This window comes from Methylobacterium sp. AMS5, assembly GCF_001542815.1.
Taxonomy (GTDB): domain Bacteria; phylum Pseudomonadota; class Alphaproteobacteria; order Rhizobiales; family Beijerinckiaceae; genus Methylobacterium.
In genome coordinates this window covers 3,692,908-3,713,558 of sequence record NZ_CP006992.1, presented here as the reverse complement: position 1 = coordinate 3,713,558, position 20,651 = coordinate 3,692,908, and the positions used below count along the sequence as shown (strand labels likewise).

At 70.0% G+C, this 20,651-nt stretch carries 19 protein-coding genes; 7 read left to right on the top strand and 12 right to left on the bottom strand.

The features are described 5' to 3' along the window. From Y590_RS16730 to Y590_RS16710, 5 genes are read left to right on the top strand one after another with little or no spacing between them, the layout of a single operon-like run. Entirely contained in the window at positions 1 to 201 is a 201-nt protein-coding gene (locus Y590_RS16730; protein WP_060770841.1) for a hypothetical protein, read from the top strand. A 59-nt stretch (positions 202 to 260) separates the two neighbouring features. After that, the gene (gene kdpB / locus Y590_RS16725) at positions 261 to 2,351 is read left to right on the top strand and encodes a potassium-transporting ATPase subunit KdpB (RefSeq protein ID WP_060770840.1); all 2,091 of its coding nucleotides are present in this window, start codon (positions 261 to 263) and stop codon (positions 2,349 to 2,351) included. A 23-nt stretch (positions 2,352 to 2,374) separates the two neighbouring features. Further along, the gene (locus Y590_RS16720; protein WP_060770839.1) at positions 2,375 to 2,980 is read left to right on the top strand and encodes a K(+)-transporting ATPase subunit C; all 606 of its coding nucleotides are present in this window, start codon (positions 2,375 to 2,377) and stop codon (positions 2,978 to 2,980) included. Between the two features lie 10 nt (positions 2,981 to 2,990). Next, positions 2,991 to 5,708: an ATP-binding protein gene (locus tag Y590_RS16715; protein WP_060770838.1), complete on the top strand. Its 2,718-nt coding sequence runs from the start codon at positions 2,991 to 2,993 to the stop codon at positions 5,706 to 5,708. Further along, positions 5,705 to 6,451, top strand: coding sequence for a response regulator (locus Y590_RS16710; RefSeq protein WP_060770837.1), 747 nt, complete (start codon positions 5,705 to 5,707; stop codon positions 6,449 to 6,451). The genes Y590_RS16715 and Y590_RS16710 overlap by 4 nt, the downstream gene beginning before the upstream one ends. 290 nt (positions 6,452 to 6,741) lie before the next feature. On the opposite strand, the gene Y590_RS16705 is transcribed toward Y590_RS16710, so the two are convergent. Continuing rightward, complete coding sequence (locus tag Y590_RS16705) at positions 6,742 to 6,975, bottom strand: hypothetical protein (protein WP_060770836.1); 234 nt, start codon at positions 6,973 to 6,975, stop codon at positions 6,742 to 6,744. A 209-nt stretch (positions 6,976 to 7,184) separates the two neighbouring features. On the opposite strand from Y590_RS16705, the gene Y590_RS16700 reads away from it, so the two are divergent. Beyond that, positions 7,185 to 8,546, top strand: coding sequence for a TAXI family TRAP transporter solute-binding subunit (locus Y590_RS16700; RefSeq protein WP_060770835.1), 1,362 nt, complete (start codon positions 7,185 to 7,187; stop codon positions 8,544 to 8,546). A gap of 99 nt (positions 8,547 to 8,645) precedes the next feature. Here Y590_RS16700 and Y590_RS16695 read toward each other — a convergent pair whose 3' ends face one another. From Y590_RS16695 to Y590_RS16680, 4 genes are read right to left on the bottom strand one after another with little or no spacing between them, the layout of a single operon-like run. After that, positions 8,646 to 9,485, bottom strand: a complete 840-nt coding sequence (locus Y590_RS16695) for an alpha/beta hydrolase (RefSeq protein WP_060770834.1) — start codon at positions 9,483 to 9,485, stop codon at positions 8,646 to 8,648. Next, complete coding sequence (locus tag Y590_RS16690) at positions 9,485 to 10,264, bottom strand: ABC transporter ATP-binding protein (protein ID WP_060770833.1); 780 nt, start codon at positions 10,262 to 10,264, stop codon at positions 9,485 to 9,487. Before Y590_RS16690 ends, Y590_RS16695 begins: the two co-directional genes overlap by 1 nt. After that, a complete protein-coding gene (locus Y590_RS16685; protein ID WP_083530887.1) occupies positions 10,257 to 11,150 on the bottom strand; it encodes an ABC transporter permease in 894 nt (297 codons plus the stop codon). Before Y590_RS16685 ends, Y590_RS16690 begins: the two co-directional genes overlap by 8 nt. After that, positions 11,147 to 12,103, bottom strand: a complete 957-nt coding sequence (locus tag Y590_RS16680) for an ABC transporter substrate-binding protein (RefSeq protein WP_060770832.1) — start codon at positions 12,101 to 12,103, stop codon at positions 11,147 to 11,149. The genes Y590_RS16685 and Y590_RS16680 overlap by 4 nt, the downstream gene beginning before the upstream one ends. A 117-nt stretch (positions 12,104 to 12,220) precedes the next feature. Between Y590_RS16680 and Y590_RS16675 the strand changes: the two genes are divergently transcribed. Then, on the top strand, positions 12,221 to 13,123 hold the full coding sequence (locus Y590_RS16675; RefSeq protein WP_060770831.1) for a LysR family transcriptional regulator: 903 nt from the start codon (positions 12,221 to 12,223) through the stop codon (positions 13,121 to 13,123). An 808-nt stretch (positions 13,124 to 13,931) separates the two neighbouring features. On the opposite strand, the gene Y590_RS16670 is transcribed toward Y590_RS16675, so the two are convergent. The 7 genes from Y590_RS16670 to Y590_RS16640 all read right to left on the bottom strand — a co-directional run bounded on the left by Y590_RS16670 (position 13,932) and on the right by Y590_RS16640 (position 20,647). Then, entirely contained in the window at positions 13,932 to 15,431 is a 1,500-nt protein-coding gene (locus Y590_RS16670) for a CoA-acylating methylmalonate-semialdehyde dehydrogenase (RefSeq protein ID WP_060770830.1), read from the bottom strand. Positions 15,432 to 15,495: 64 nt separating this feature from the next. Continuing rightward, complete coding sequence (locus Y590_RS16665; RefSeq protein ID WP_060770829.1) at positions 15,496 to 15,972, bottom strand: SRPBCC family protein; 477 nt, start codon at positions 15,970 to 15,972, stop codon at positions 15,496 to 15,498. A gap of 29 nt (positions 15,973 to 16,001) precedes the next feature. Further along, positions 16,002 to 16,706 carry an ABC transporter ATP-binding protein gene (locus tag Y590_RS16660; protein WP_060770828.1) on the bottom strand — a complete coding sequence of 235 codons (705 nt, stop codon included), beginning with the start codon at positions 16,704 to 16,706 and terminating at the stop codon, positions 16,002 to 16,004. Then, a complete protein-coding gene (locus Y590_RS16655; protein ID WP_060770827.1) occupies positions 16,699 to 17,469 on the bottom strand; it encodes an ABC transporter ATP-binding protein in 771 nt (256 codons plus the stop codon). The genes Y590_RS16660 and Y590_RS16655 overlap by 8 nt, the downstream gene beginning before the upstream one ends. Beyond that, positions 17,466 to 18,479 carry a branched-chain amino acid ABC transporter permease gene (locus Y590_RS16650; RefSeq protein ID WP_060770826.1) on the bottom strand — a complete coding sequence of 338 codons (1,014 nt, stop codon included), beginning with the start codon at positions 18,477 to 18,479 and terminating at the stop codon, positions 17,466 to 17,468. Before Y590_RS16650 ends, Y590_RS16655 begins: the two co-directional genes overlap by 4 nt. 11 nt (positions 18,480 to 18,490) lie before the next feature. Beyond that, positions 18,491 to 19,381: a branched-chain amino acid ABC transporter permease gene (locus Y590_RS16645; RefSeq protein WP_060770825.1), complete on the bottom strand. Its 891-nt coding sequence runs from the start codon at positions 19,379 to 19,381 to the stop codon at positions 18,491 to 18,493. A gap of 18 nt (positions 19,382 to 19,399) precedes the next feature. Next, on the bottom strand, positions 19,400 to 20,647 hold the full coding sequence (locus tag Y590_RS16640; RefSeq protein WP_060770824.1) for an ABC transporter substrate-binding protein: 1,248 nt from the start codon (positions 20,645 to 20,647) through the stop codon (positions 19,400 to 19,402). Between the last annotated feature and the right edge of the window lie 4 nt (positions 20,648 to 20,651).

Genomic DNA, 20,651 nt, shown 5'->3' with positions numbered 1-20,651 from the left:
ATGCCGCGCACGGTTCCGAACCGGCGCATGCCGCGCCATCACCCGATGCTGCACCGGCCGCCGCACCACCGCGCCCACGGCGCCAAGGCGAGGCCCGTGCGCATCTGCGACCTCGTGCTGGCCCTCCTCGGTGTGGCGCTGCTCGACGGCCTCACCCTCGCGGCGGCCTTCACCCTGGCCGCCGGCACGACGGCCCCCTGAACCGGCAAGGTCCGGCGTCGCTCGCCCGGCCTCCTCGCCCTCTCCGGACACCTGAACCCATGTCCCGCAAGACTTCATCGCTGTTCAGCGCCGCCCTCGTCGGGCCCGCTTTTCTCGGCTCCGTCAGGAAGCTCGACCCCCGCGCCATGATCCGCAACCCGGTCATGTTCGTGGTCGAGGTCGTGGCGGCCCTGACCACCGTGCTGTTCGTCCGTGACCTCGTCACCGGAGGCAGCGACCTGTTCTTCTCCGGCCAGATCATCCTCTGGCTGTGGTTCACCCTGATCTTCGCCAACTTCGCCGAGGCGCTCGCCGAGGGCCGCGGCAAGGCCCAGGCCGACAGCCTGCGGCGTACCCGCACCGAGATGACCGCCAAGCGGCTCACCGGCCAGGGCCGGGCCTACGAGACCGTCCCCGGCACGAGCCTCAAGGTCGGCGATGTGGTGCTCGTCGAGGCCGGCGACCTCATCCCCTCGGATGGCGAGGTCATCGAGGGGGTGGCCTCCGTGAACGAGGCGGCCATCACGGGCGAGTCGGCCCCGGTCATCCGCGAGTCGGGCGGTGACCGCTCGGCGGTGACGGGGGGCACGCAGGTGCTCTCGGACGCGATCAAGGTCCGCATCACGGCTGCGGCCGGCTCGACCTTCGTCGACCGCATGATCGCCCTCGTCGAGGGCGCCGCGCGCCAGAAGACCCCGAACGAGGTCGCGCTCAACATCCTGCTCGCCGGGCTGACCATCGTGTTCGTGTTCGCGGTGGCCACCATCCCGAGCTTTGCGAGCTATGCCGGCGGCTCGATCCCCGTGATCGTGCTGGTCGCGCTGTTCGTGACCCTGATCCCGACCACCATCGGCGCGCTCCTGTCCGCCATCGGCATCGCCGGCATGGACCGTCTGGTCCGCTTCAACGTGCTCGCCATGTCGGGCCGCGCCGTCGAAGCGGCCGGCGACATCGACACGCTGCTCCTCGACAAGACCGGCACGATCACGCTCGGCAACCGCCAGGCCACCGCGTTCCGCCCCGTCCGTGGCGTCACCGAACAGGATCTGGCCGACGCGGCGCAACTCGCCTCGCTGGCCGACGAGACGCCCGAAGGCCGCTCCATCGTCGTGCTCGCCAAGGAGACGTACGGCATTCGCGCCCGCGACATGGCCGGGTTGAACGCCACCTTCGTGCCCTTCACCGCGCAGTCCCGGATGTCGGGTGTGGACCTTGAAGGCTCGTCCATCCGCAAGGGCGCGGTCGAGGCCGTCATCGCCTCCGTCTCCGAGCCGCCACTGGCAACCCGCGGCTCCAATGCGGCGCTCGCCTACCGCCCGGCCGCCGAGACCCAGGGGGTGGCCGAGATCCGGGCCATCGCGGAGGAGATCGCCAAGGCCGGCGGCACGCCGCTCGCGGTGGCAAAGGACGGCCGCCTGCTCGGCGTCGTTGACCTGAAGGACATCGTGAAGGGCGGGATCCGCGAGCGCTTCGCGGAGCTGCGCCGCATGGGTATCCGCACGGTGATGATCACGGGCGACAATCCCATGACCGCCGCCGCCATCGCCGCGGAGGCGGGCGTGGACGACTTTCTCGCCCAGGCGACCCCCGAGGACAAGCTGGCGCTGATCCGGCGTGAGCAGGCCGAAGGCAAGCTCGTGGCGATGTGCGGCGACGGCACCAACGACGCGCCGGCGCTGGCTCAGGCCGATGTCGGGGTTGCCATGAACACCGGCACGGTCGCGGCGCGCGAGGCCGGCAACATGGTCGACCTCGATTCCGACCCGACGAAGCTCATCGAGATCGTCGGCATCGGCAAGCAGTTATTGATGACCCGCGGTGCCCTGACGACGTTCTCCATCGCCAACGACGTGGCCAAGTATTTCGCCATCATCCCGGCGATGTTCCTGACGCTCTACCCGCAGCTTCAAGCGCTCAACGTCATGGGGCTGGCCTCGCCGCAGAGCGCGATCCTCTCCGCCATCATCTTCAACGCCCTGGTCATCGTCGCGCTGATTCCGCTCGCCCTGCGCGGCGTGACCTACCGCCCGGTCGGCGCGGCCTCGCTCCTGCGGCGCAACCTGCTGATCTACGGCCTCGGCGGCGTCCTCGTGCCGTTCGTGGCCATCAAGGCCATCGACCTCGCCGTCACCGCCCTCCATCTCGCCTGAACGACAGGTCCCGGAGACCTCCCATGTTGAATCAGCTTCGTCCCGCCCTTGTCCTGCTCGTCGCGCTGACGGCGGTTACGGGCCTCGCCTACCCCCTCGCCGTCACCGGCGTCGCCGGGGCGCTCTTCCCGGCCAAGGCCGCAGGAAGCTTGATCGAGCGCGACGGCACGATCGTCGGTTCCAGCCTGATCGGCCAGAGCTTCACCGGCGAGGGCTACTTCCATGGCCGGCCCTCGGCCACCACCGCGGCCGATCCGGCGGACGCCTCCAGGACCGTGTCGGCCCCTTACAACGCGGCCAACTCCGCCGGCTCGAATCTCGGGCCCACGAGCGCGGCGCTGGCCGAGCGCGTGAAGGGTGACCTCGACGCGCGGAGGGCCGAGAACCCAGGTCGGCCGGTGCCGGTCGATCTCGTCACCACGAGCGGCTCGGGCCTCGACCCCGACGTCTCGCCCGAGGCGGCCCTGTTCCAGGTGCCGCGCATCGCCCGAGCCCGCAACCTGCCCGAGGACAGGCTCCGCGAGCTCGTCGCCAGTCAGGTCCAGGGCCGCACCCTCGGACTGCTCGGTGAACCGCGCGTCAACGTGCTCGCCCTGAATCTTCTCCTGGACGACCTCGCCAAGCGCTAAAGAGCGAACCATGCCCGGGACCGGCCGCGACCCGAACCGCCCCTCGCCCGACGCGCTGCTCCAAGCGGCCCGCCGGGAAGAGCGGACGCGCGGCCGTCTCAAGGTCTTTCTTGGCGCCGCTCCCGGCGTCGGCAAGACCTACGAGATGCTCACCATCGGGCGTGCCAAGCTCAAGGCCGGCGCCGATGTCGTGGTCGGCGTGGTCGAGACCCATGGCCGGGCCGAGACCGAGGCTTTGCTCGACGGCTTCGAGACCATCCCGCGACGGGCCGTGCCCTACCATGGCACCGTGCTGGAGGAGATGGACCTCGACGCGCTGCTGGCGCGCCGCCCGGCCCTGGCGCTGGTCGACGAACTCGCCCACACCAACGCGCCCGGCTCGCGCCACCCCAAACGCTACCAGGACGTGGAGGAGTTGCTCGACGCCGGCATCGATGTCCTGACGACGCTGAACATCCAGCACGTCGAGAGCCTCAACGATGTCGTGGCCTCCATCACCCGCATCCGCGTGCGCGAAACCGTGCCGGACAGCATCCTCGACCGGGCCGACGACATCGAGGTGGTCGACCTCAACCCGGACGATCTGATCGAGCGCCTGAAGGCGGGCAAGGTTTACGTGCCGGCGAACGCCGAGCGGGCACTCAAGCACTACTTCTCGCGCGGCAATCTGACGGCCCTGCGGGAGCTCGCCCTGCGTCGGACGGCCGACCGGGTCGATGACGAGCTCCTGAGCCACATGCGGGCCAATGCGATCCCCGGCCCCTGGGCGGCGGGCGAGCGCGTGCTCGTCTGCGTGAGTGAGGATCCGCGCTCGGCAGGCCTCGTGCGCTACGCCAAGCGGCTGGCTGACCGCCTCCACGCCCCCTGGACCGCCCTGGTGGTCGAGGGACCGCGCGCCGCCTCCCTCAGTGAGGCCGCGCGCGACGGGGTGGCCGAGGCCTTGCGGCTCGCCGACCGGCTCGGTGGCGACGCCGTCACCCTGCCGGGCGGCCGGCGCGTCGCCGACGACATCCTCGCCTACGCACGCTCCGCCAATGTGAACCACATCGTGGTGGGCAAGGCGACGCGCTCCTGGGCCTTCGAACTCGTGAACGGCTCGGTGGTGCACGACCTCGTCCGCCGCAGCGGCAACATCAGCGTCCACGTGGTACCGGGCGAGGACGCGCCGACCGAGATGGCGTCCCGGCGCGCGGTCGCCACCGCCGCTCCGCCCGCCACCTTCGACGCCCGGTCCTACGCCCTGGCGCTGCTCGTCACCGGTGCCGGACTCGGGCTCGCTTTGCTGCTGGAGCCGTCTACGGGCGTCGAGAACGCCGACCTCATGCTGCTGACCGCCGTCGTGGCGGTCGCCGTGCGCTGGGGCCTGGGGCCCTCGCTCGCCGCGGTGGTGGCGGCCTCGCTGTCGTACAACTTCTTCTTCCTGCCGCCGGTCTACACCTTCACCATCGCCGACCCGACCAACATCGCGGCCTTTCTGCTCTTCACCCTGGTGGCGGTGCTGGTCTCGAACCTCGCCGCCCGTGCCCGCCTGAGCGCCGTGGTCAGCCAGGGCCGCGCGAAGGCCACGGAGCGGCTCTTCGGGTTCTCGCGCAAGCTCGCGGCCTGCGGGACCCTCGACGACGTGCTCTGGGCGACCTCCGCGCAGGTCGCGGCCATGCTGAGGGTACGCGTCGTCCTTCTCCTGCCGGATGATAAGGCCCTCGCCGTCCGTGCCGGCTACCCGCCGGAGGACATGCTGGACGAGGCCGACCTGGCGGCGGCGCAGTGGGCCTTCGACAACGAGCGCCCGACCGGGCGCGGCGCCGACACCCTGCCCGGGGCCAAGCGCCTGTTCCTGCCGATGCGCACCGGGCGCGGCACCATCGGGGTGATCGGCCTCGATGCGGACGGCACGGGCCCGATCCTGACGCCTGAAGGCCGGCGCCTTCTCGACGCACTCGCCGATATGGGCGCGCTCGCCCTCGAGCGGGTGCGCCTCGTCGAGGATCTCGACCGGGCCGAGCGTGCCGCCGAGACCGATCGCCTCGCCCGAGCGCTGCTGACCTCGATCAGCCACGATCTGCGGACGCCGCTCGCCTCCGTGCTCGGAGCCGCCAGCACATTGCGGGACCTCGACGGCGCCCTCCCCATCGAGGCCAAGGCGGAGTTGTTGACGACCATCATCGAGGAATCGGAGCGGTTGAACCGCTTCATCGTGAACCTGCTCGACATGACGCGGCTGGAGGCCGGGGCCGTGACGCCGAACCTGGCGCTCCAGGATGTCGCCGAGACCATCGACACCGCCCTGCGGCGGACCCAGAAGATCCTTGCCGGCCACCGGCTTGCGGTCGCGATCGCACCCGACCTGCCGACCCTGAGGCTCGATCCGGTCCTGTTCGAGCAGGTGCTGGTCAACCTGCTCGACAACGCCGCGAAGTACGCGCCCGAGGACTCGACCGTTACGGTGCGCGCCCGGCGGGACGGGCGCACCGTGCGCATCGAGGTTCTGGACGAGGGGTTCGGGCTCCCGGAGGCGGATGTCGAGCGCGTGTTCGACAAGTTCTACCGCGTCCGGAAGAGCGACCGGGTACGGGCCGGGACCGGGCTCGGCCTCGCCATCTCGCGCGGCTTCGTCGAGGCCATGGGGGGTACGGTCACCGCCGGCAACCGCCGGGACCGGTTGGGGGCCGCCTTCACCGTGACGCTCCCGGTTCCCGCCCGGACCACGCCAAGGGATATCGCCGCATGAGCCCGACCGTCCTGATCATCGACGACGAGCCGCCGATCCGCAAGCTGCTGCGCATGGGGCTCGCCACTCAGGGCTACGCTATCCTGGAAGCGCCCAACGCCGTCACCGCGCTGGAGGTGCTCGGCCGCCACAGCCCGGACCTCGTCATCCTCGATCTGGGGCTTCCCGACATGCGCGGGCACGACCTGCTCCGCGCGATCCGGGCGAGCCACCCCGGCCTGCCGGTGGTGGTGCTGTCGAGCCGGGACGACGAGGGCGGTAAGGTCGAGGCGCTCGATCTCGGCGCCGACGACTACGTCACCAAGCCCTTCGGCATGGCGGAGCTGCTCGCGCGCCTCCGTGCTGCGTTGCGCCACCAACTGGCCGCTCGCGGCGAGCGCCCGGTCTTCCGGGTCGACGGGCTCTCGGTCGACCTCGTCCGGCGCATCGTGAAGGTCGATGACGTCGAGGTGAAGCTGACCCCGCGCGAGTACGCATTCCTGCGCATCATGGTGCTGCACGCCGGCAAGGTGCTCACGCACGCCCAGCTCATGCACGAGGTCTCGGTCTCGTCGGACCCACAGTATCTGCGCGTCTACATGCGCCAGCTCCGGCAGAAGCTGGAGGCCGATCCGGAGCGGCCGCGCATCCTTCTCACCGAGACCGGCGTCGGCTATCGCCTGCGGGCACCCGACGATGAACCGAACCTCAAGCTGCGCGCGGCGAACGACGCCAAACCGGCGGTAACGGAGGCGGGCCCTTGATGGCGATCTTCGAGCCTCGATCGGCGCCTCATCGGGGAACGGAGCGGTCGGGCCGGCGCTCAAGCATCGTCCCGGATACCTGATCCCGGACGATGCTTGAGGCTCTTGTTTTCGCATCGTCTTTTTTTCGAGTGCGAGTGCGAGTGCGAGTGACGTCGGCGCTGCGGCGTCCGGAGCCCAGGTGCCGGATGCGGTCGGCTCGGACGGAACGGGTGGAACTGAAACCCCTACGGCTGATGACGGGAGGGATTTGGGTGCCGGGCATGGCCACTCCATGCCATCGCGCAGGATCAGATGCGCAGCTCGATGCAGGCCCCGGACAGGAGCACGGCGTCGGACCGGTGGTCGGTCTCGTCCTCGGCGTAGTCGACGGCGTCCTTCCGGCTCCGGAACAGGCCGCCGGCACGCCCGTGGATCTCGAGGGCCACACAGTGACCCTCGGGGTCCTGCCCGACGATGAACCGGTCGGCGTCCGTGGCGGAGGCGTCAGCGTGGATGGCGGCGCCTTGGAGGGTGGGAGACATCGTTCGTTTGGGGTTCACGCGGTCCTCAGGGAACCGCGTCCCTAAGCTGTACCGGTTCGCGTTAGGGTTCGAGCGGGTCGCGGGGCCGATCCCATAAGCGTCTCGTTAGGATTCCGGGTGGCGGGCAGGCCGATCCCCTCGAAAACCGGTGGCGCGTCGCCCACCTGGGCACCAGGGCCGAACCAGCCCTGAGCAAGCGAGGGGCGTGCGTGCGTCGGTTGGGGCTTCCGGGTGGCCGCGAGGCATTTCTCCTCCTCGGCCTGGCGATCCTGCTCGTGCTCGGAGCCGTCGCGGCGTTCCATCTCACGCGTCCCACGACCCTCACCATCGCGGTCGCCCCGAACGGCGGCACCGAGCCGGCGCTGCTGCGGGCCTATGCCGACGAGCTCGCCCGGCGCAGCCTCGGCATCCGGCTGAAGGTCGTATCCTTCGCCGGGGTGCGCGAGAGCGCGGAGGCGTTGAAGGCCGGCAAGGCCGACCTCGCGGTGGTTCGGCCGGACGTGGCGATGCCGGGCAACGGCCTGACCTTGGCGGTCTTGCGGAAGCTCGCCGCCTTCGTCGCCGCGCCAGGTGCCTCCGGCACCAAGGGTATCCCGGACCTTGCGGGCAAACGGCTGGGCATGCTGGCGAGCCGGACGGCCGACCGGACGCTGCTCCGCGAACTTGTCGCCCACTACGGGTTTGAACTCCTGACAGATGCTCCGGCCGGGGCCGTGAACAACACCGCCGTGGTGCTGGTCCCGCTTGAGGAGGCCGATGTCGCAACGGCGCTCCGCGACGGGCGCATCGACGCCATGGTTCTCGTGACGACGCCCAGCTCCCCGGCTGCCCGGCGGGTGGTCGCCCTGGTGGGCGAGGCGAGCGACGGCGGTGAAGTCGCGCTGATCGGGGTGCCCGATATCGCAGCGGTGCTGGCGCGGTGGCCGCGCCTGCAGCCGGTCACGGTGCCGGCCGCCCTGTACGGCGGCAATCCCCGCCTGCCGGCCGAGGACGTCGCGACCGTGGGCTCGTCCTACCGCCTGATGGCACGGGCCGACCTGTCGCGGAGCGTGGCCGCGGAGGTGACGCAGCACCTGTTCGAGATGCGCGCGGCCCTGGCTGAGGCGGTACCGGCCGCGGAGGACGTCAGCCACCCGGATTACGAGGACACGGCCGACGCGACCAGCGCCCGCCTGCCCATTCATCCGGGCGCCCTCGACTACTACGAGCGCGAGCAAGAAACCTTGATCGAGCGCTACGAGAGCTGGATCTACCTCGTGGCCATCCTGGGGGGCGGCTTGGGCTCCACGGCAGCGTGGCTCCGGCAGCGCGTCGGGCGCCAGCGCCGCGAGCGGATCGAGGTCGCCACCGTACGCCTGCTGGAACTGCGCTCCGAAGCCCGCCGCGAGACCGAGCGCGAGCGTCTGGAGGCGATGGCGAGCGAGGTGGACGATCTCGCGGCCAGTATCGCACGCCACGCCCTGAACAGGCCGACGGAACCGCGGACCCTGGGGGCCGCCACCGTCGCCATCGACGCGGCCCGCTCGACGCTCAAGCGGGCACTAACTGGTGCGGGTATGCCAGCCGGCTGACCGCCAAGACGACCGGAGGAGGTTCGGCGAAGCCAATATGAAGGTCTGATTCAGTGGAGTGAACGGCCATTCGGAGCGAGGGAGCCGAAGGTTCTTCGTTCATGCATGTCCCAGGCCCGCGAGGCGGGCGGCTTCACGGGCGATGCGCCCGTCGGGCGCGATCAGGGCGTCGAGCACCCGGAAATGGTCGGCTCCCGGCACGGTGTGGAGATCGCCGTCGAGGCCCAGCGCCCGGCGAGCGGCGTGGTAATCCTCGGACTGGCGGCGCAACTCGGGCAGTTCGGCCTCGCCATAGATCACCGAGACGGGCGGCCCGCCCAGGGCGAGGCGGCGGATGGGCGAGAGCTCGGCCACCTCGGCTTGCGTGAGGTGCAACGCATCGTTGAGCGCGGTCCCAGCGATCGGTTCGAGATCGAAGAGCCCGCTCACCGCCAGGGCGGCATCGACCGTGTCGGCCGCAAGGGTCGTCATCAGGGTCGCGAGATGGCCGCCGGCCGACCAGCCCGCGACGACGAGGCGCGAGGGTCCGATCGTCCGCCGCAGCAGGCGCAGCGCGGCTCCGATCTCCCCTGCGATCCGGGTGAGCCTCGCCTCCGGCGCCAGCGTGTAGCCAACCAGCGCCACGTCGAGGCCGAGGGCGAGAGGACCCTCGGCCATGCAGGTGAAATCCTCGCGGGCGTTGCGCTGCCAGTAGCCGCCATGAACGAAGGCGAGGCAGGGCGCCCCCGCCGTGCCGCAGCGGTAGAGATCGACGGCCTGCCGCGGGCCGGGGCCGTAGGCCAAGGTCTGTCCCGCCTTGCCCTCGCGGAAGGCGGCGCTGCGGGAGCGCCAGCCCGCCACGAGGGCGGCACTGTCCCGGACCGCCCCGGAATTGTCGTAGGCTCGGGTGAGCGCGGCGCGGTCGAGGTCGCGCCAGAGCACGGCGTCGGCCGCGGCCATCAGGCGGCTTTCGGTGCGTGGTGGCTGTGGAGCTGGGCCGACAGCATGCGGCGCAGGTCGTTGAAGGCGGGGCTCGACACGTCACGGCGCCGCGGCAGGTCGACGGTGTGGACGGCCTCGATCCGGCCCGGCCCCGGCGACATCATCACGATCCGGTCGGCGAGGAAGATCGCCTCCTCGATGGCGTGGGTGACGAACAGCACGGTGAGGCCGGTCCGGGCCCAGAGGTCGAGGAGTTCGTCCTGGAGGCGCTCGCGGGTCATGGCGTCGAGCGCCCCGAACGGCTCGTCCATGAGGACCATCTCGGCCTCGTTGGCGAGCACCCGGGCGATGGCCACCCGCTGCTTCATGCCGCCCGAGAGCTGGTGCGGATAGGCATCGGCGAAGCGGCCGAGACCGACCAGATCGATGTAGCGGCGCGCGGTGTCTCGGACCTCCGCCGCGGGGCGGCCCCGCGATTTCGGGCCGAAGCCGATATTGTCGCGCACCGAGAGCCAGGGGAACAGGCCGTAATCCTGGAAGACCATGCCGCGGCTCGGAGCAGGGCCGGCAATCGGCTTGTCCCACATCAGGGCTTGGCCCGAACTCGGCGCCTCGAAGCCGGCGGCGATGCGCAGCAGGGTCGATTTCCCGCAGCCCGAGGCACCGAGCAGGCAGACGAACTCCCCCCGCTGGACGGCGAGGCTGGCGCCGCGCAGGGCCTCGGTCCGGCGGCCCTGCGCGGTATAGGTCTTCGAGACGTCCCGCATCGTCAGGATGGGAACGGTGGGCTCAGCCATGGGAGGGGCTCCAAGAGAGGAGGCGGCGGCCGATGCGCATGATGATCCAGTCCGAGATGAAGCCCGCGACGCCGATCACGCCCATGCCGCAGATCACGATCTCGGTCCGCGAGAGCTGGCGCGCCTCCATGATGACGGCGCCGAGGCCGGTCTGGACGCCCGTCATCTCGCCGACCACGATCACCACCCAGGCAAAACCCAGGCCGAGCCGCAGCCCGGTGAAGATCGATGGGAGGGCAGCGGGCAGCACCACCCGGAGAAACTGGGCGGGCCCCGTGCAGCCCAGCATCGCCGCCGCCTCGAACAGGCGCGGCTCCACCGAACGCACGCCGAACACGGTGTTGACGAGGATCGGGTAGAAGGCACCCAGGAATACGAGGAAGAAGGCCGAGCGGGCCCCGAGCCCGAACAGGATCATGGCCAGCGGCAGCCACGCGGTGACGGGGATCGGGCGCAGGATCTGCAGCACGGGATCGAGGAGAGCCCGGACCAGGGGCACGCGTCCGATCATCAGGCCAAGCGGCAGGGCCGCGGCGGCGGCCAGCGCGAAGCCGCCATAGACCCGCGACAGCGAGGCCCAGAGATGGGTCCACAGGGTGGCGCTGAAGGCGTCGTCGTTGATGCCGCCGAACGCCATGTCGCGCAGGGCCAGCCACACTTCGGCGGGAGGCGGGACGAGGCTGTAGGGCCGGTTCGCGGTGGCGAAGTGCCAGAGCGCGAGGGCTGCCAGCGGCACCACCAGCGCGAGGACAGGGCCGCGCAAGCGGTCGAGGAGGTTGCGCAGCGGGGCGTCCGGCTTGGGGCTCTGGCCCTGAGCCGGCAAGGCGGTCGGCACGGCGGCGGAGAGGGCGGCGGAGAGGGCGGCGCCCTCGATCGCGGCGCTCACGCGTCCCTCATGGCATCGACGAAGCGGGTATCGATGAAGCCGTCTTCGGGCAGCCGCTTGATCTGCTTGAGGGCCAGCATGCGTTCGGCGTAGACCTTGGCCTGGCGCACCTCGTCCGGCCCGAGCTTCCAGGTGAGTTCGACGTTCGGAGCCGAGATCGCCAGCGCCTCGCGCTTCTGGCCGAGCTTGGCCACTGCCATGGCGATCATCGCCTCCCGGTCCTTGGCGGCGAACTCGGTGGCCTTGCGGTGGATCTCCAGCATGGTGCGCACGAGGTCGGGCCGCTCGGCCAGCGTGTCCCGGTGGGCGCCGAACACCATGTTGAGCGACCCCATCTCGGTGCCATAGGGGTATTCGACGAGTTGGCCGACGCCCGAGGCGAGGCTGACGCCGGGGGCGGGCTCGGCGCCGACATAGGCATCGACGTCGCCGCGGGCGAGCGCGAGGTGCATCTCCGAGAAGGAGATGCGCACCGGGGTGATGTCCTTGACGGATAGTCCCTCCATGCGCATCCGCTCCAGGGCGAACACCTCCTGCGTGCTGCCGGGCCAGATCGCCACGCGCTTGCCGCGCAGGTCCTTGATCGTCCGGATGTCGGAATCCTTGCGGGCGATCACCCCCATGCCACGGTTGCAGGTGGAGGCGATCACGACGATCGGCTCGCCCGCCGCGGCCCCGAGCGTCGCTGCCGCGAGCCCGAAGGTGCCGAAATCCACCGACTTGGTGACGACGGCGTTCTTGCCCTCGGTCGGGCTCTCGAACGGGATGACCTCGACCCGCACGCCTTCGGGCGTGAAGCGCTCGTAGAAGTGGGGGGCGATCGAGTGGATGAGCTTGAGCGAGGCCATCCGGATGACGATCGGCGCGGCCTGCGCCCGCGCGGCGCGGCCGGGGAGTGAACTCGCGACGAGGCCGGTTCCGAGACCGGCGAGGAGGCTGCGGCGGTCGATCATCGGGCGGTTCCTGCATGTACCGGTGCATCGAGCCTAGAAAGCACCGGTGTTGCCGGGAAGTGCTAATTCTTGACGGCATTGTTGAATTTCTGGCAACACCCTGGCGGGAGAGCCGGGATGAAGCATCTGCGCAGCCTGACCGCGGTGGCCGAGGTCGCTCGCAGCGGATCGATCCGGCGGGCCGCCGAGCGCCTCAACATCACGCCCTCGGCGCTGACGCGGCAGATCCAGGACATCGAGTACGAGCTCGGAACGCCGATCTTCGAGCGCCTTGCACAAGGAATGCGCCTGAACGCGGCGGGGGAATTGTTGGCGCGGCACATCCGTGACCAGGCAGCGGACCTCGACCGGGTGCGCTCGCAGATCGCCGACCTCTCCGGCGTGCGCCGAGGCCACGTGGCGCTTGCCTGCAGTCAAGCCTTCGTCACCCGGATGATCCCGGAGGAGGTTGAGACCTACCGGGCACAGTTTCCCCAGGTCGCCTTTACCGTGCAGGTGCGCGACCACGTCCAGGCGGTGGCCGCCCTCGTCTCGTTCGAGGCCGACCTCGCGCTCATCCTCCAGCCACCGCCCTCGGCGGAGCTGCACCCGCTCTATGCCGGCCGCCAGTCCCTCTGCGCCCTGATGCGGGCGCGTCATCCCCTGGCCTCCGAGGACGGGCCGATCCGGCTGCGCGACTGCCTCGCCCACGCCCTGGCCCTGCCCGACCGCTCCCTCGCCATCCGCCACCATATCGAGCACGCGCTCGCCCGGCGCGGGGTCGAGATGCGCGCGACCGTGGAATCGGGATCGCTGGAATTCCTGCGCAACGTCGTCCTGCGAGAGGATGTCGTCAGCTTCCAGGTGCCGAGCGGCATTCCGGACGACCCGCGCCTGCGAAGCCGTTTGATCGACGCCCGCGACCTCGAGCCGATGAGCGTCGTGCTGGCGCAACTGCGCGGACGCCTGCTCCCGGTAGCGGCCAGCAAATTCGCCGACCAACTTGCCGCGCGCCTGAACCGTCAGGTGACCACGGCCTGACCGCTCCTCGAGGGATGTCAAAGCCGGGTGGGTCAGGATGGCGTGATTGTTGGATTGGCGAGGCCGTGAACCGGCCCGGAATGGAATGTCGCGGATTTGCTGCCCTCCTCCTTGGCACGGGGACGGCAGGGCGGCGGGTTTGGTGGCGTTGGCAGGCCTTGGCCTCGTAGAGCACCGCACCGATGAGGCGGCAGAGGTTTAGAGTGCCTCACAAAATTCCCGCTGCGCCCCAGTCTCGTTTGTGTCGAGCTGCTAGAGCGCCCTCCGACGAAGTGGCCACCGGTTCGTCGAAAGAATGCGCGTCAAAACAAAGAGCTAGAGACGCCGGTCTGGTGCAATGGGGTCGGATACGGCTCTAACCTCTGTCTGATCAGCTGAATTTGCAGCTTCCCAAAGGAGGATGAAGTCCGCACTTGGATCATGAGCGGATCTTTGGGAACGGGCCGAAGTTTTGCTGATGACCTATTTTGGCCGTTCCGGGCGGCTTCGGAATTTGCCGAAATCAGACGCGGCCTGACGCAGTTGAGATGCCCGAGAAGAGTCAGGAACTCACGCGCTATGATTTCGTCGATCCCGGAAATTTAGAAAACCGGACTGAACAACTTGGTCTCAGTTCGTCGATTCCCCCGAGCGAAGTAGACGGAGTTCTCCTGGCGTCATCGGATTCCGCGCCTTTTCGAACGTGATCGGCGTGAGCATGAGGGTACGTCAGGCTCTTCGGTCGTTCGCTCAACACAGCTCCGCGATAGGCATCAAAGCCTGCAGGAGGCCGATTTCGACCTCCTGCATGTCGAGCGACCGGCCAGCGTTACTGCATCGTCGGCATGACGAAGTCGGCGCCGGCGCGGATGCCGGTCGGCCAGCGGGTCGTGATGGTCTTGAGGCGCGTGTAGAAGCGCACGCCCTCCGGCCCGTGCATGTGGTGGTCGCCGAAGAGCGAGGCCTTCCAGCCGCCGAAGGAGTGGAAGGCCATCGGCACCGGGATCGGCACGTTGATGCCGACCATGCCGACCTCGATCGCATGGGCGAATTCGCGCGCCGCGTCGCCGTCGCGGGTGAAGATCGCGGTGCCGTTGCCGAACTCGTGCGCGTTGATGAGGCGCGCGGCGGTGGCGTAGTCGGGTGCCCGGGTGACGGCGAGGACGGGGCCGAAGATCTCCTCCTTGTAGATCGTCATGTCGGGCGTCACCCGGTCGAACAGCGAGCCGCCGACGAAGTAGCCCGCCTCGTAACCCTGGAGCTTGAGGTCGCGCCCGTCGACCAGGAGTTCGGCGCCCTCGGCCACGCCCCGGTCGATGTAGCCGCGCACCTTCTCGTAGTGCTGGCGTGTCACCAGCGGACCCATCTCGGAGTCCGGGTCGGTGCCGGGGCCGACCTTGAGGGCGCGCACCTTCGGGATCAGCCGCTCGATCAGCGCGTCGGCGGTCCGCTCGCCCACCGGCACCGCCACCGAGATCGCCATGCAGCGCTCGCCGGCCGAGCCGTAGGCCGCGCCCATCAGGGCGTCCACCGCCTGGTCGAGGTCGGCGTCGGGCATGATGATCATGTGGTTCTTGGCGCCGCCGAGGCACTGGGCGCGCTTACCCTGGGCGGTGGCCGTGGCGTAGATGTAGCGGGCGATCGGGGTCGAGCCGACGAAGCTGACGGCGGCGATGTCGGGATGGTGCAGGAGGGCGTCCACCGCCGCCTTGTCGCCGTGGACCACGTTGAACACGCCGTCGGGCAGGCCCGCCTCCTTGAGCCAGGCGGCCACCAGCAGGGCGGGGGACGGGTCGCGCTCGGAAGGCTTCAGGACGAAGCAGTTGCCGCAGGCGAGCGCCACGGGAAACATCCACATCGGCACCATGACGGGGAAGTTGAACGGCGTGATGCCGGCGACCACGCCGAGCGGCTGGCGCAGGGAGTGGCTGTCGACGCGGGTGCCGACGTTCTCCGTCACCTCGCCCTTGAGGAGTTGCGGCGCGGCGGTCGCGAACTCCACCACCTCGAGCCCGCGCTGGATCTCGCCCTTGGCGTCCGAGAGCACCTTGCCGTGCTCGGCGGTGATGAGGGCGGCGAGCTCGTCGATGCGGTCCTCGGCGATCCGCAGGAAGGCGTTGAGGATGCGGGCGCGGCGCAGGGGCGGCGTGGCAGCCCAGGCCGGGAAGGCGGCCTTGGCCGACGCCACCGCGGCCTCGACCTCGTCGCCGCTCGCCAGCGCCACCGCGCCGGTCTCCTCGCCGGTGGCCGGGTTGTAGACCGGCGCGGTGCGCCCCGAACGGCCCGGCACGCGTGCGCCGTCGATGAAGTGCGGAATCGCTTGAGGCATGGCTCTGTCCTGTCCGTGCCGGCCTGCGGGCCGGCGGATTTTCGAAGCTTCGGTGACGGGAGCGTCAGGGCGTGGCGACGACCGCTTCGGAAGCGGTCGCGGGCGCTCCGAGTTCGGCGGCGAAGGTGCCGAAGAACTGGTCGGCGAGCTTGCGCGAAGTTCCCTGGATCAGGCGTCCGCCGAGCGAGGCGATCTTGCCGCCGATCTCGGCCTTGGCCTCGTAGGCCAGCACGGTTTCCGCGCCCTCCTCGCGGAGCGAGACGACGGCGCGGCCCTTGGCGAAGCCCGCCATGCCGCCGTTGCCCTGGCCGACCAGGGTGTAGCCCTCCGGGGCGCGGATGTCCTCGAACCGCACGGTGCCGGCGAAGGTCGCCGAGACCGGGCCGACCTTCAGGGCGACCTTGGCGGCCAACTCCTCGGGCGAGGCCTGCGTCAGCTCCTTGCAGCCGGGGATGCAGCGGGCGAGCACCTCCGGGTCGTTCAGGGCGGCCCAGACGGCCGCGCGCGGCGCCGCGATGCGGTACTCGCCTGTGATATCCATGGCTTCCCTCCCGTAACGGGTCGTGGCGGTCAGACCGCGCAGTAGCGATCCTGAATCGCGGTATCGGCGCGCAGGGCCGCGGCTGAGCTCTCGTGCACGACCGCGCCCTGGTCGATGATCACGGCGCGGTCGGCGAGGTTGAGGGCCCACTCGACGTTCTGCTCGACGAGGAGCAGCGTCACCCCGCGTTCGCGCAAGGCGACGAACAGCCGGCCCATCTCCTCGACCAGCACCGGCATGATGCCCTCCGAGGGTTCGTCGAGCAGGATCAGCTTGGGGCGCGCGATCATCGCGCGGGCAATGGCGAGCATCTGCTGCTCGCCGCCGGACATCGTCACCGCCGTCTGGTCGAGCCGCTCGGCGAGGCGCGGGAAGGTCTCGGCGATCTCGGCGATGGCCGGTCCCTCCTTGATGGAGGCCGGGGCGCGCAGCAGACCGAGCTTCAGGTTCTCGCGCACGGTGAGGCCGGGCACGATGCGCCGGTCCTCGGGCACGTAGGCCAGACCCCGCGGAAAGCGGGCATGGGCCGGGCGCCCGAGCAGATCCTCCCCGAGGAAGCGGACGGAGCCGGCGACCTTCGGGATCAGGCCCATCACGGCCTTCATGGTCGTGGTCTTGCCCGCGCCGTTGCGGCCGACCAGTGCCAGGATCTCGCCGGGTCGCACCTTGAGGGAGAGGCCGTGCAACACGTGACTCGGGCCGTACCACGCGTCGAGGCGATCGATCTCAAGCATGGCCGTACCCGCCGCTCTGGCCGAGATAGACCCGGCGTACGTCCCGGTCGGCCTGGATCTCGGACGGCGTCCCGTCGGCGATGAGCCGGCCGTGATGCAGCACGAGGATCCGCTCGGACAGGCCGAGGATCATCTTCATCTTGTGCTCGACCAGCAGGATGGTGCGGCTCTCCCCTAAGCGCCGCAGCAGCGCGACCATCTCCTTGGTCTCTTCCGGTCCCATCCCGGCGGTGGGCTCGTCGAGCAGCAGCAGCTTCGGGTCGGCGGCGAGCGCGATGCCGATCTCCAGCGCCCGCTGCTCGCCGTGGGCGAGCGAGGCGGCGGGCCGGTCGCGGCGGCCTGAGAGGCCGACCGCGTCGAGGATCTCGTCGGCGCGCATGCCGAGGCCGGTGAGCGCGTCGCGCCGGCTCCAGAAATCGTAGCGGCGGGTGCGGGCCTGGATCGCCGTGCGCACGTTCTCGTGGGCGGTCAGGCGCGGGAACAGGTTGGTGATCTGGTAGGAGCGGGCGATGCCGAGATGGGCAAAGCGCGCCTGGGGCACGCGGCCCATGTCGCGGCCGGAGAAGCGCAGGCTCCCGCTCGTCGGCTTGAGGGCACCGGAGAGCAGGTTGAAGAACGTGCTCTTGCCCGCCCCGTTCGGGCCGATGATGGCGGTGATGCGCCCCTCGCCGAAGGCGGCCGAGACCCCTTCGAGGGCGGTGAAGGCACCGAAGCGGCGGCCGAGGTTCTCGACTTCGAGGATGGGATTCGAGACCGGGTTCATCGGCGCCCCCGCAAGGCGGTGAGCCGCCCCAGTGCCGTGCCCCAGAGGCCGCGGGGCAGGAACAGCACGAACAGGATGAAGACGGAGCCGAGCGCGAGCTGCCAGTGCGGCGTCCAGAGGCTCAGAACGTCCTCCAGCACCAGCACGGTCAGGGCGCCGACGAAGGGGCCGAAGAAGGTGCCCGCGCCGCCCACCAGCGTCATCACGACCGCCGTGCCGGAGGTGTGGTAGGCGAGGCTGTCCAACGGCACGATCGAGAGGTGGATCGCCGAGAGCGCCCCGGAGAGGCCGCAGAACAGGCCGGACAGCACGAAGGCGAGGAGCTTGGTGCGCTCCACGTCGAAGCCGCAGGCGCGGGCCCGGGTCTCGTTCTCGCGGATCGCCTCGATCACCGCGCCGAAGGGCGAGGCGAGGATGCGCGAGATCAGCCCGAGCGCCGCGCCGACGAAGGCCAGCACGAAGAGGTACTTCGTCAGCGGGTTCAGGATGTCGAGAGAGACGATCCCGAGGTCGATGGTCGAGACCGTGAAGCCGCGAAGCCCGTTCTCGCCCCCGGTCCAGGAGGAGGCCTGGAGCGCGACGTAGTAGACGAGTTGGGCGAGCGCCAGCGTCACCATGGCGAAGTAGATGCCGCGCGAGCGGATCGACACCGTGCCGATGGCGAGTGCCAGCCCGCTCGCGGCGACGACCGCCAGCGCCATCGCCAGCAGCGGGTGCAGGCCGAACGCGCCGATGCCGATCCCGGTGAGGTAGGCCCCCGTGCCGAAGAAGGCGGCGTGGCCGAAGGAGAGGAGGCCGGTATAGCCGTAGAGCAGGTTGTAGCCGACGGCGTAGAGCCCGTAGATCAGCACGTTGACGGCGAGCGCCTGCGAGGGAAGCAGGAAGGGCAGCGCCAGCAGCGCGAGGATCGACAGCGGGGCGCGCCAGCGCGAGACGCCGTCGAGCGCGATCGGCAAGCGTCGCGGCACCGTCGGCGGTGCCTCGGCGACGGTCTGGTCGAGGGTCTGCATTGCGGGGCTCCTCAAACGCCGAGGCCGGGCTTGCCGAATAGGCCCTGCGGCCGGACCAGCAGAACCAGCGCCATGAAGGCGAACATCGCGATGCTCGCCATCTCGGGGGCGAAAAGCGCGGTCATCGAGACCACGATGCCGACGAGCAGCCCGGCCACGACCGAGCCCATCAGCGAGCCCATCCCGCCGATCACCGTGACGGCGAAGGCCTCGCCCAGCACCACGGTGCCCATCTCCGGATTGACCGAACGCATCGGCGCGGCGAGCACGCCGCCGAGCGCGGCCAGCGCGATGCCCAGCCCGAACACCCACATCCACAGCCGCTGGATGTCGATCCCGAGCACCCGCAGGATCTCGGGATCGCGGGCGCCGGCCCGCACGATCAGTCCGAGCCGCGTCCGCTCCAGTCCGTACCAGAGGGCGACGAGCACCAGCGCGACCACGCCCACCACGAACAGGCGGTAGATCGGGAAGAAGCCGATGCCGAGATCGGCCACGCCCGACAGCTCCTCCGGCGTGGCGAAGGGCAGCCCGTCCGAGCCGAACAGGATGCGCACGCCCTCGACCAGCACGTAGCCGAGGCCGAAGGTGAGGAGCAGCGGATCGTCGGGCGAGCGCCCGGCCAGCGGCCGGATCAGGAAGCGCTCGATCACGAGGCCGAGCGCCCCGACCATCAGCGGGCCGAACAGCAGCGCCGCCCAGAACGAGCCGGTGCGCTCCATCACGAACACGCCGGCATAGGCGCCGACCATGAAGACGTGGCCGTGGGCGAAGTTCACGATGCCGAGCATGCCGAAGATGATCGACAGGCCGAGCGCCAGCATCACGAACACGGCGCCGAGCGCCACGCCCGAGAAGAGCTGCATGGCGATCAGTTCGAGGTCGAAGAACTCCGGATTCATGGGCGCCTCCCGTTGCCGTCAGGCGCGATGGCCGAGCTCGTCGCAGGTGCGGAGCATCGCCTCCGCGCCCGGCTCGACCTCGAGGATCCTGAACAGGTCCACCTCGCCCTTCATCTCGGATTTCGGCTTGGACTCGGTGACGAGCACCGACTGGATCGCCTGATGATCGCAGGAACGGTAGCTCTCGGGGCCCTTGGCGACGTCGTATTTGAGGGCTTCGAGCGCAGCGATGACCTTGTCCGTGTCGGTGTCGCCCGCCGCCTGGACCGCCATCAGCAGGGAGCGCACGGCGGTGTAGCCGTAGGCGCCGTAATCGGTCGGCACCGCGCCCGCATAGGCCGCCCGGAACGCGTCGTTGAACGCCTTGGCCGTCGGCACCGTCTCCTCAAGGCCCCAGTAGTAGTTGCTGGCGCCGACGACGCCCGCGAAGGCGTCCGCGCCGCCCGCGAGGCGCTGGTTGTGCAGCAGCACCGGCACGACGATCTTCGAAGCCTTCTTCAACCCGAAATCGTTGGCCTGCTTGATGCTGTTGGCCTGATCCCGGCCGAAATTGCAGATGCACAGGATGTCGGGGCGCATGGCGCGCAGGCGCGGCATGAAGGTCGAGTAGTCGGGCGCGCCGAACGGGTGCAGGATCTCGCCCGCCGTCTCGGCTCCGATGGCGGCCGCCGCGCGCTTGAAGCCGCGCAGCATCTCGTGGCCGTAGGCGTAGTCGGCGGCGAGATACGCCACCCGCGTGCCCTTCTTGAAGGCGTGCTTGGCCACCGCCGCGGTGGTCATGTGTGGGTTGAGCGCCTCGTGGAAGGTGTGGCGGCTGAAGTCCTTGGCCTCGTTGATCGTGTCGGACTGGCTGATCGAGATGTAGAGGACCTTGCGCGAGCGGGTGATCTCGTTGACCGAGAGCTGCACCGCGCTCGACAGGGCGCCGACGATGAAGTGGGCCCGGTCCTTCTCGATCAGCTCCAGCGTCCGGGTCGCGGCCTCGCCGGGGTTGAGCTTGTCGTCGCGCACCAGCAACTCGGCCATGCGCCCGTTCAGGCCGCCGGCCTCGTTGAACTGCTTCACCGCCAGTTCTGCCGAGCGGATCTGGTCCTTGGCCTCGGCGCCGAACGGGCCGGTGACCGGCGTCGGGAAGCCGATGCGGATCGGCTCCGCCGCCCGGGCGACGAAGGGCATGCCGATCCCGGCGAGCGTGCCGGCCGCGGCCATGCCCCGCACGAGCGTCCGGCGCGAGACGGCGCCGTGTCCCGGTCCCTGTCGGTTCATCGTT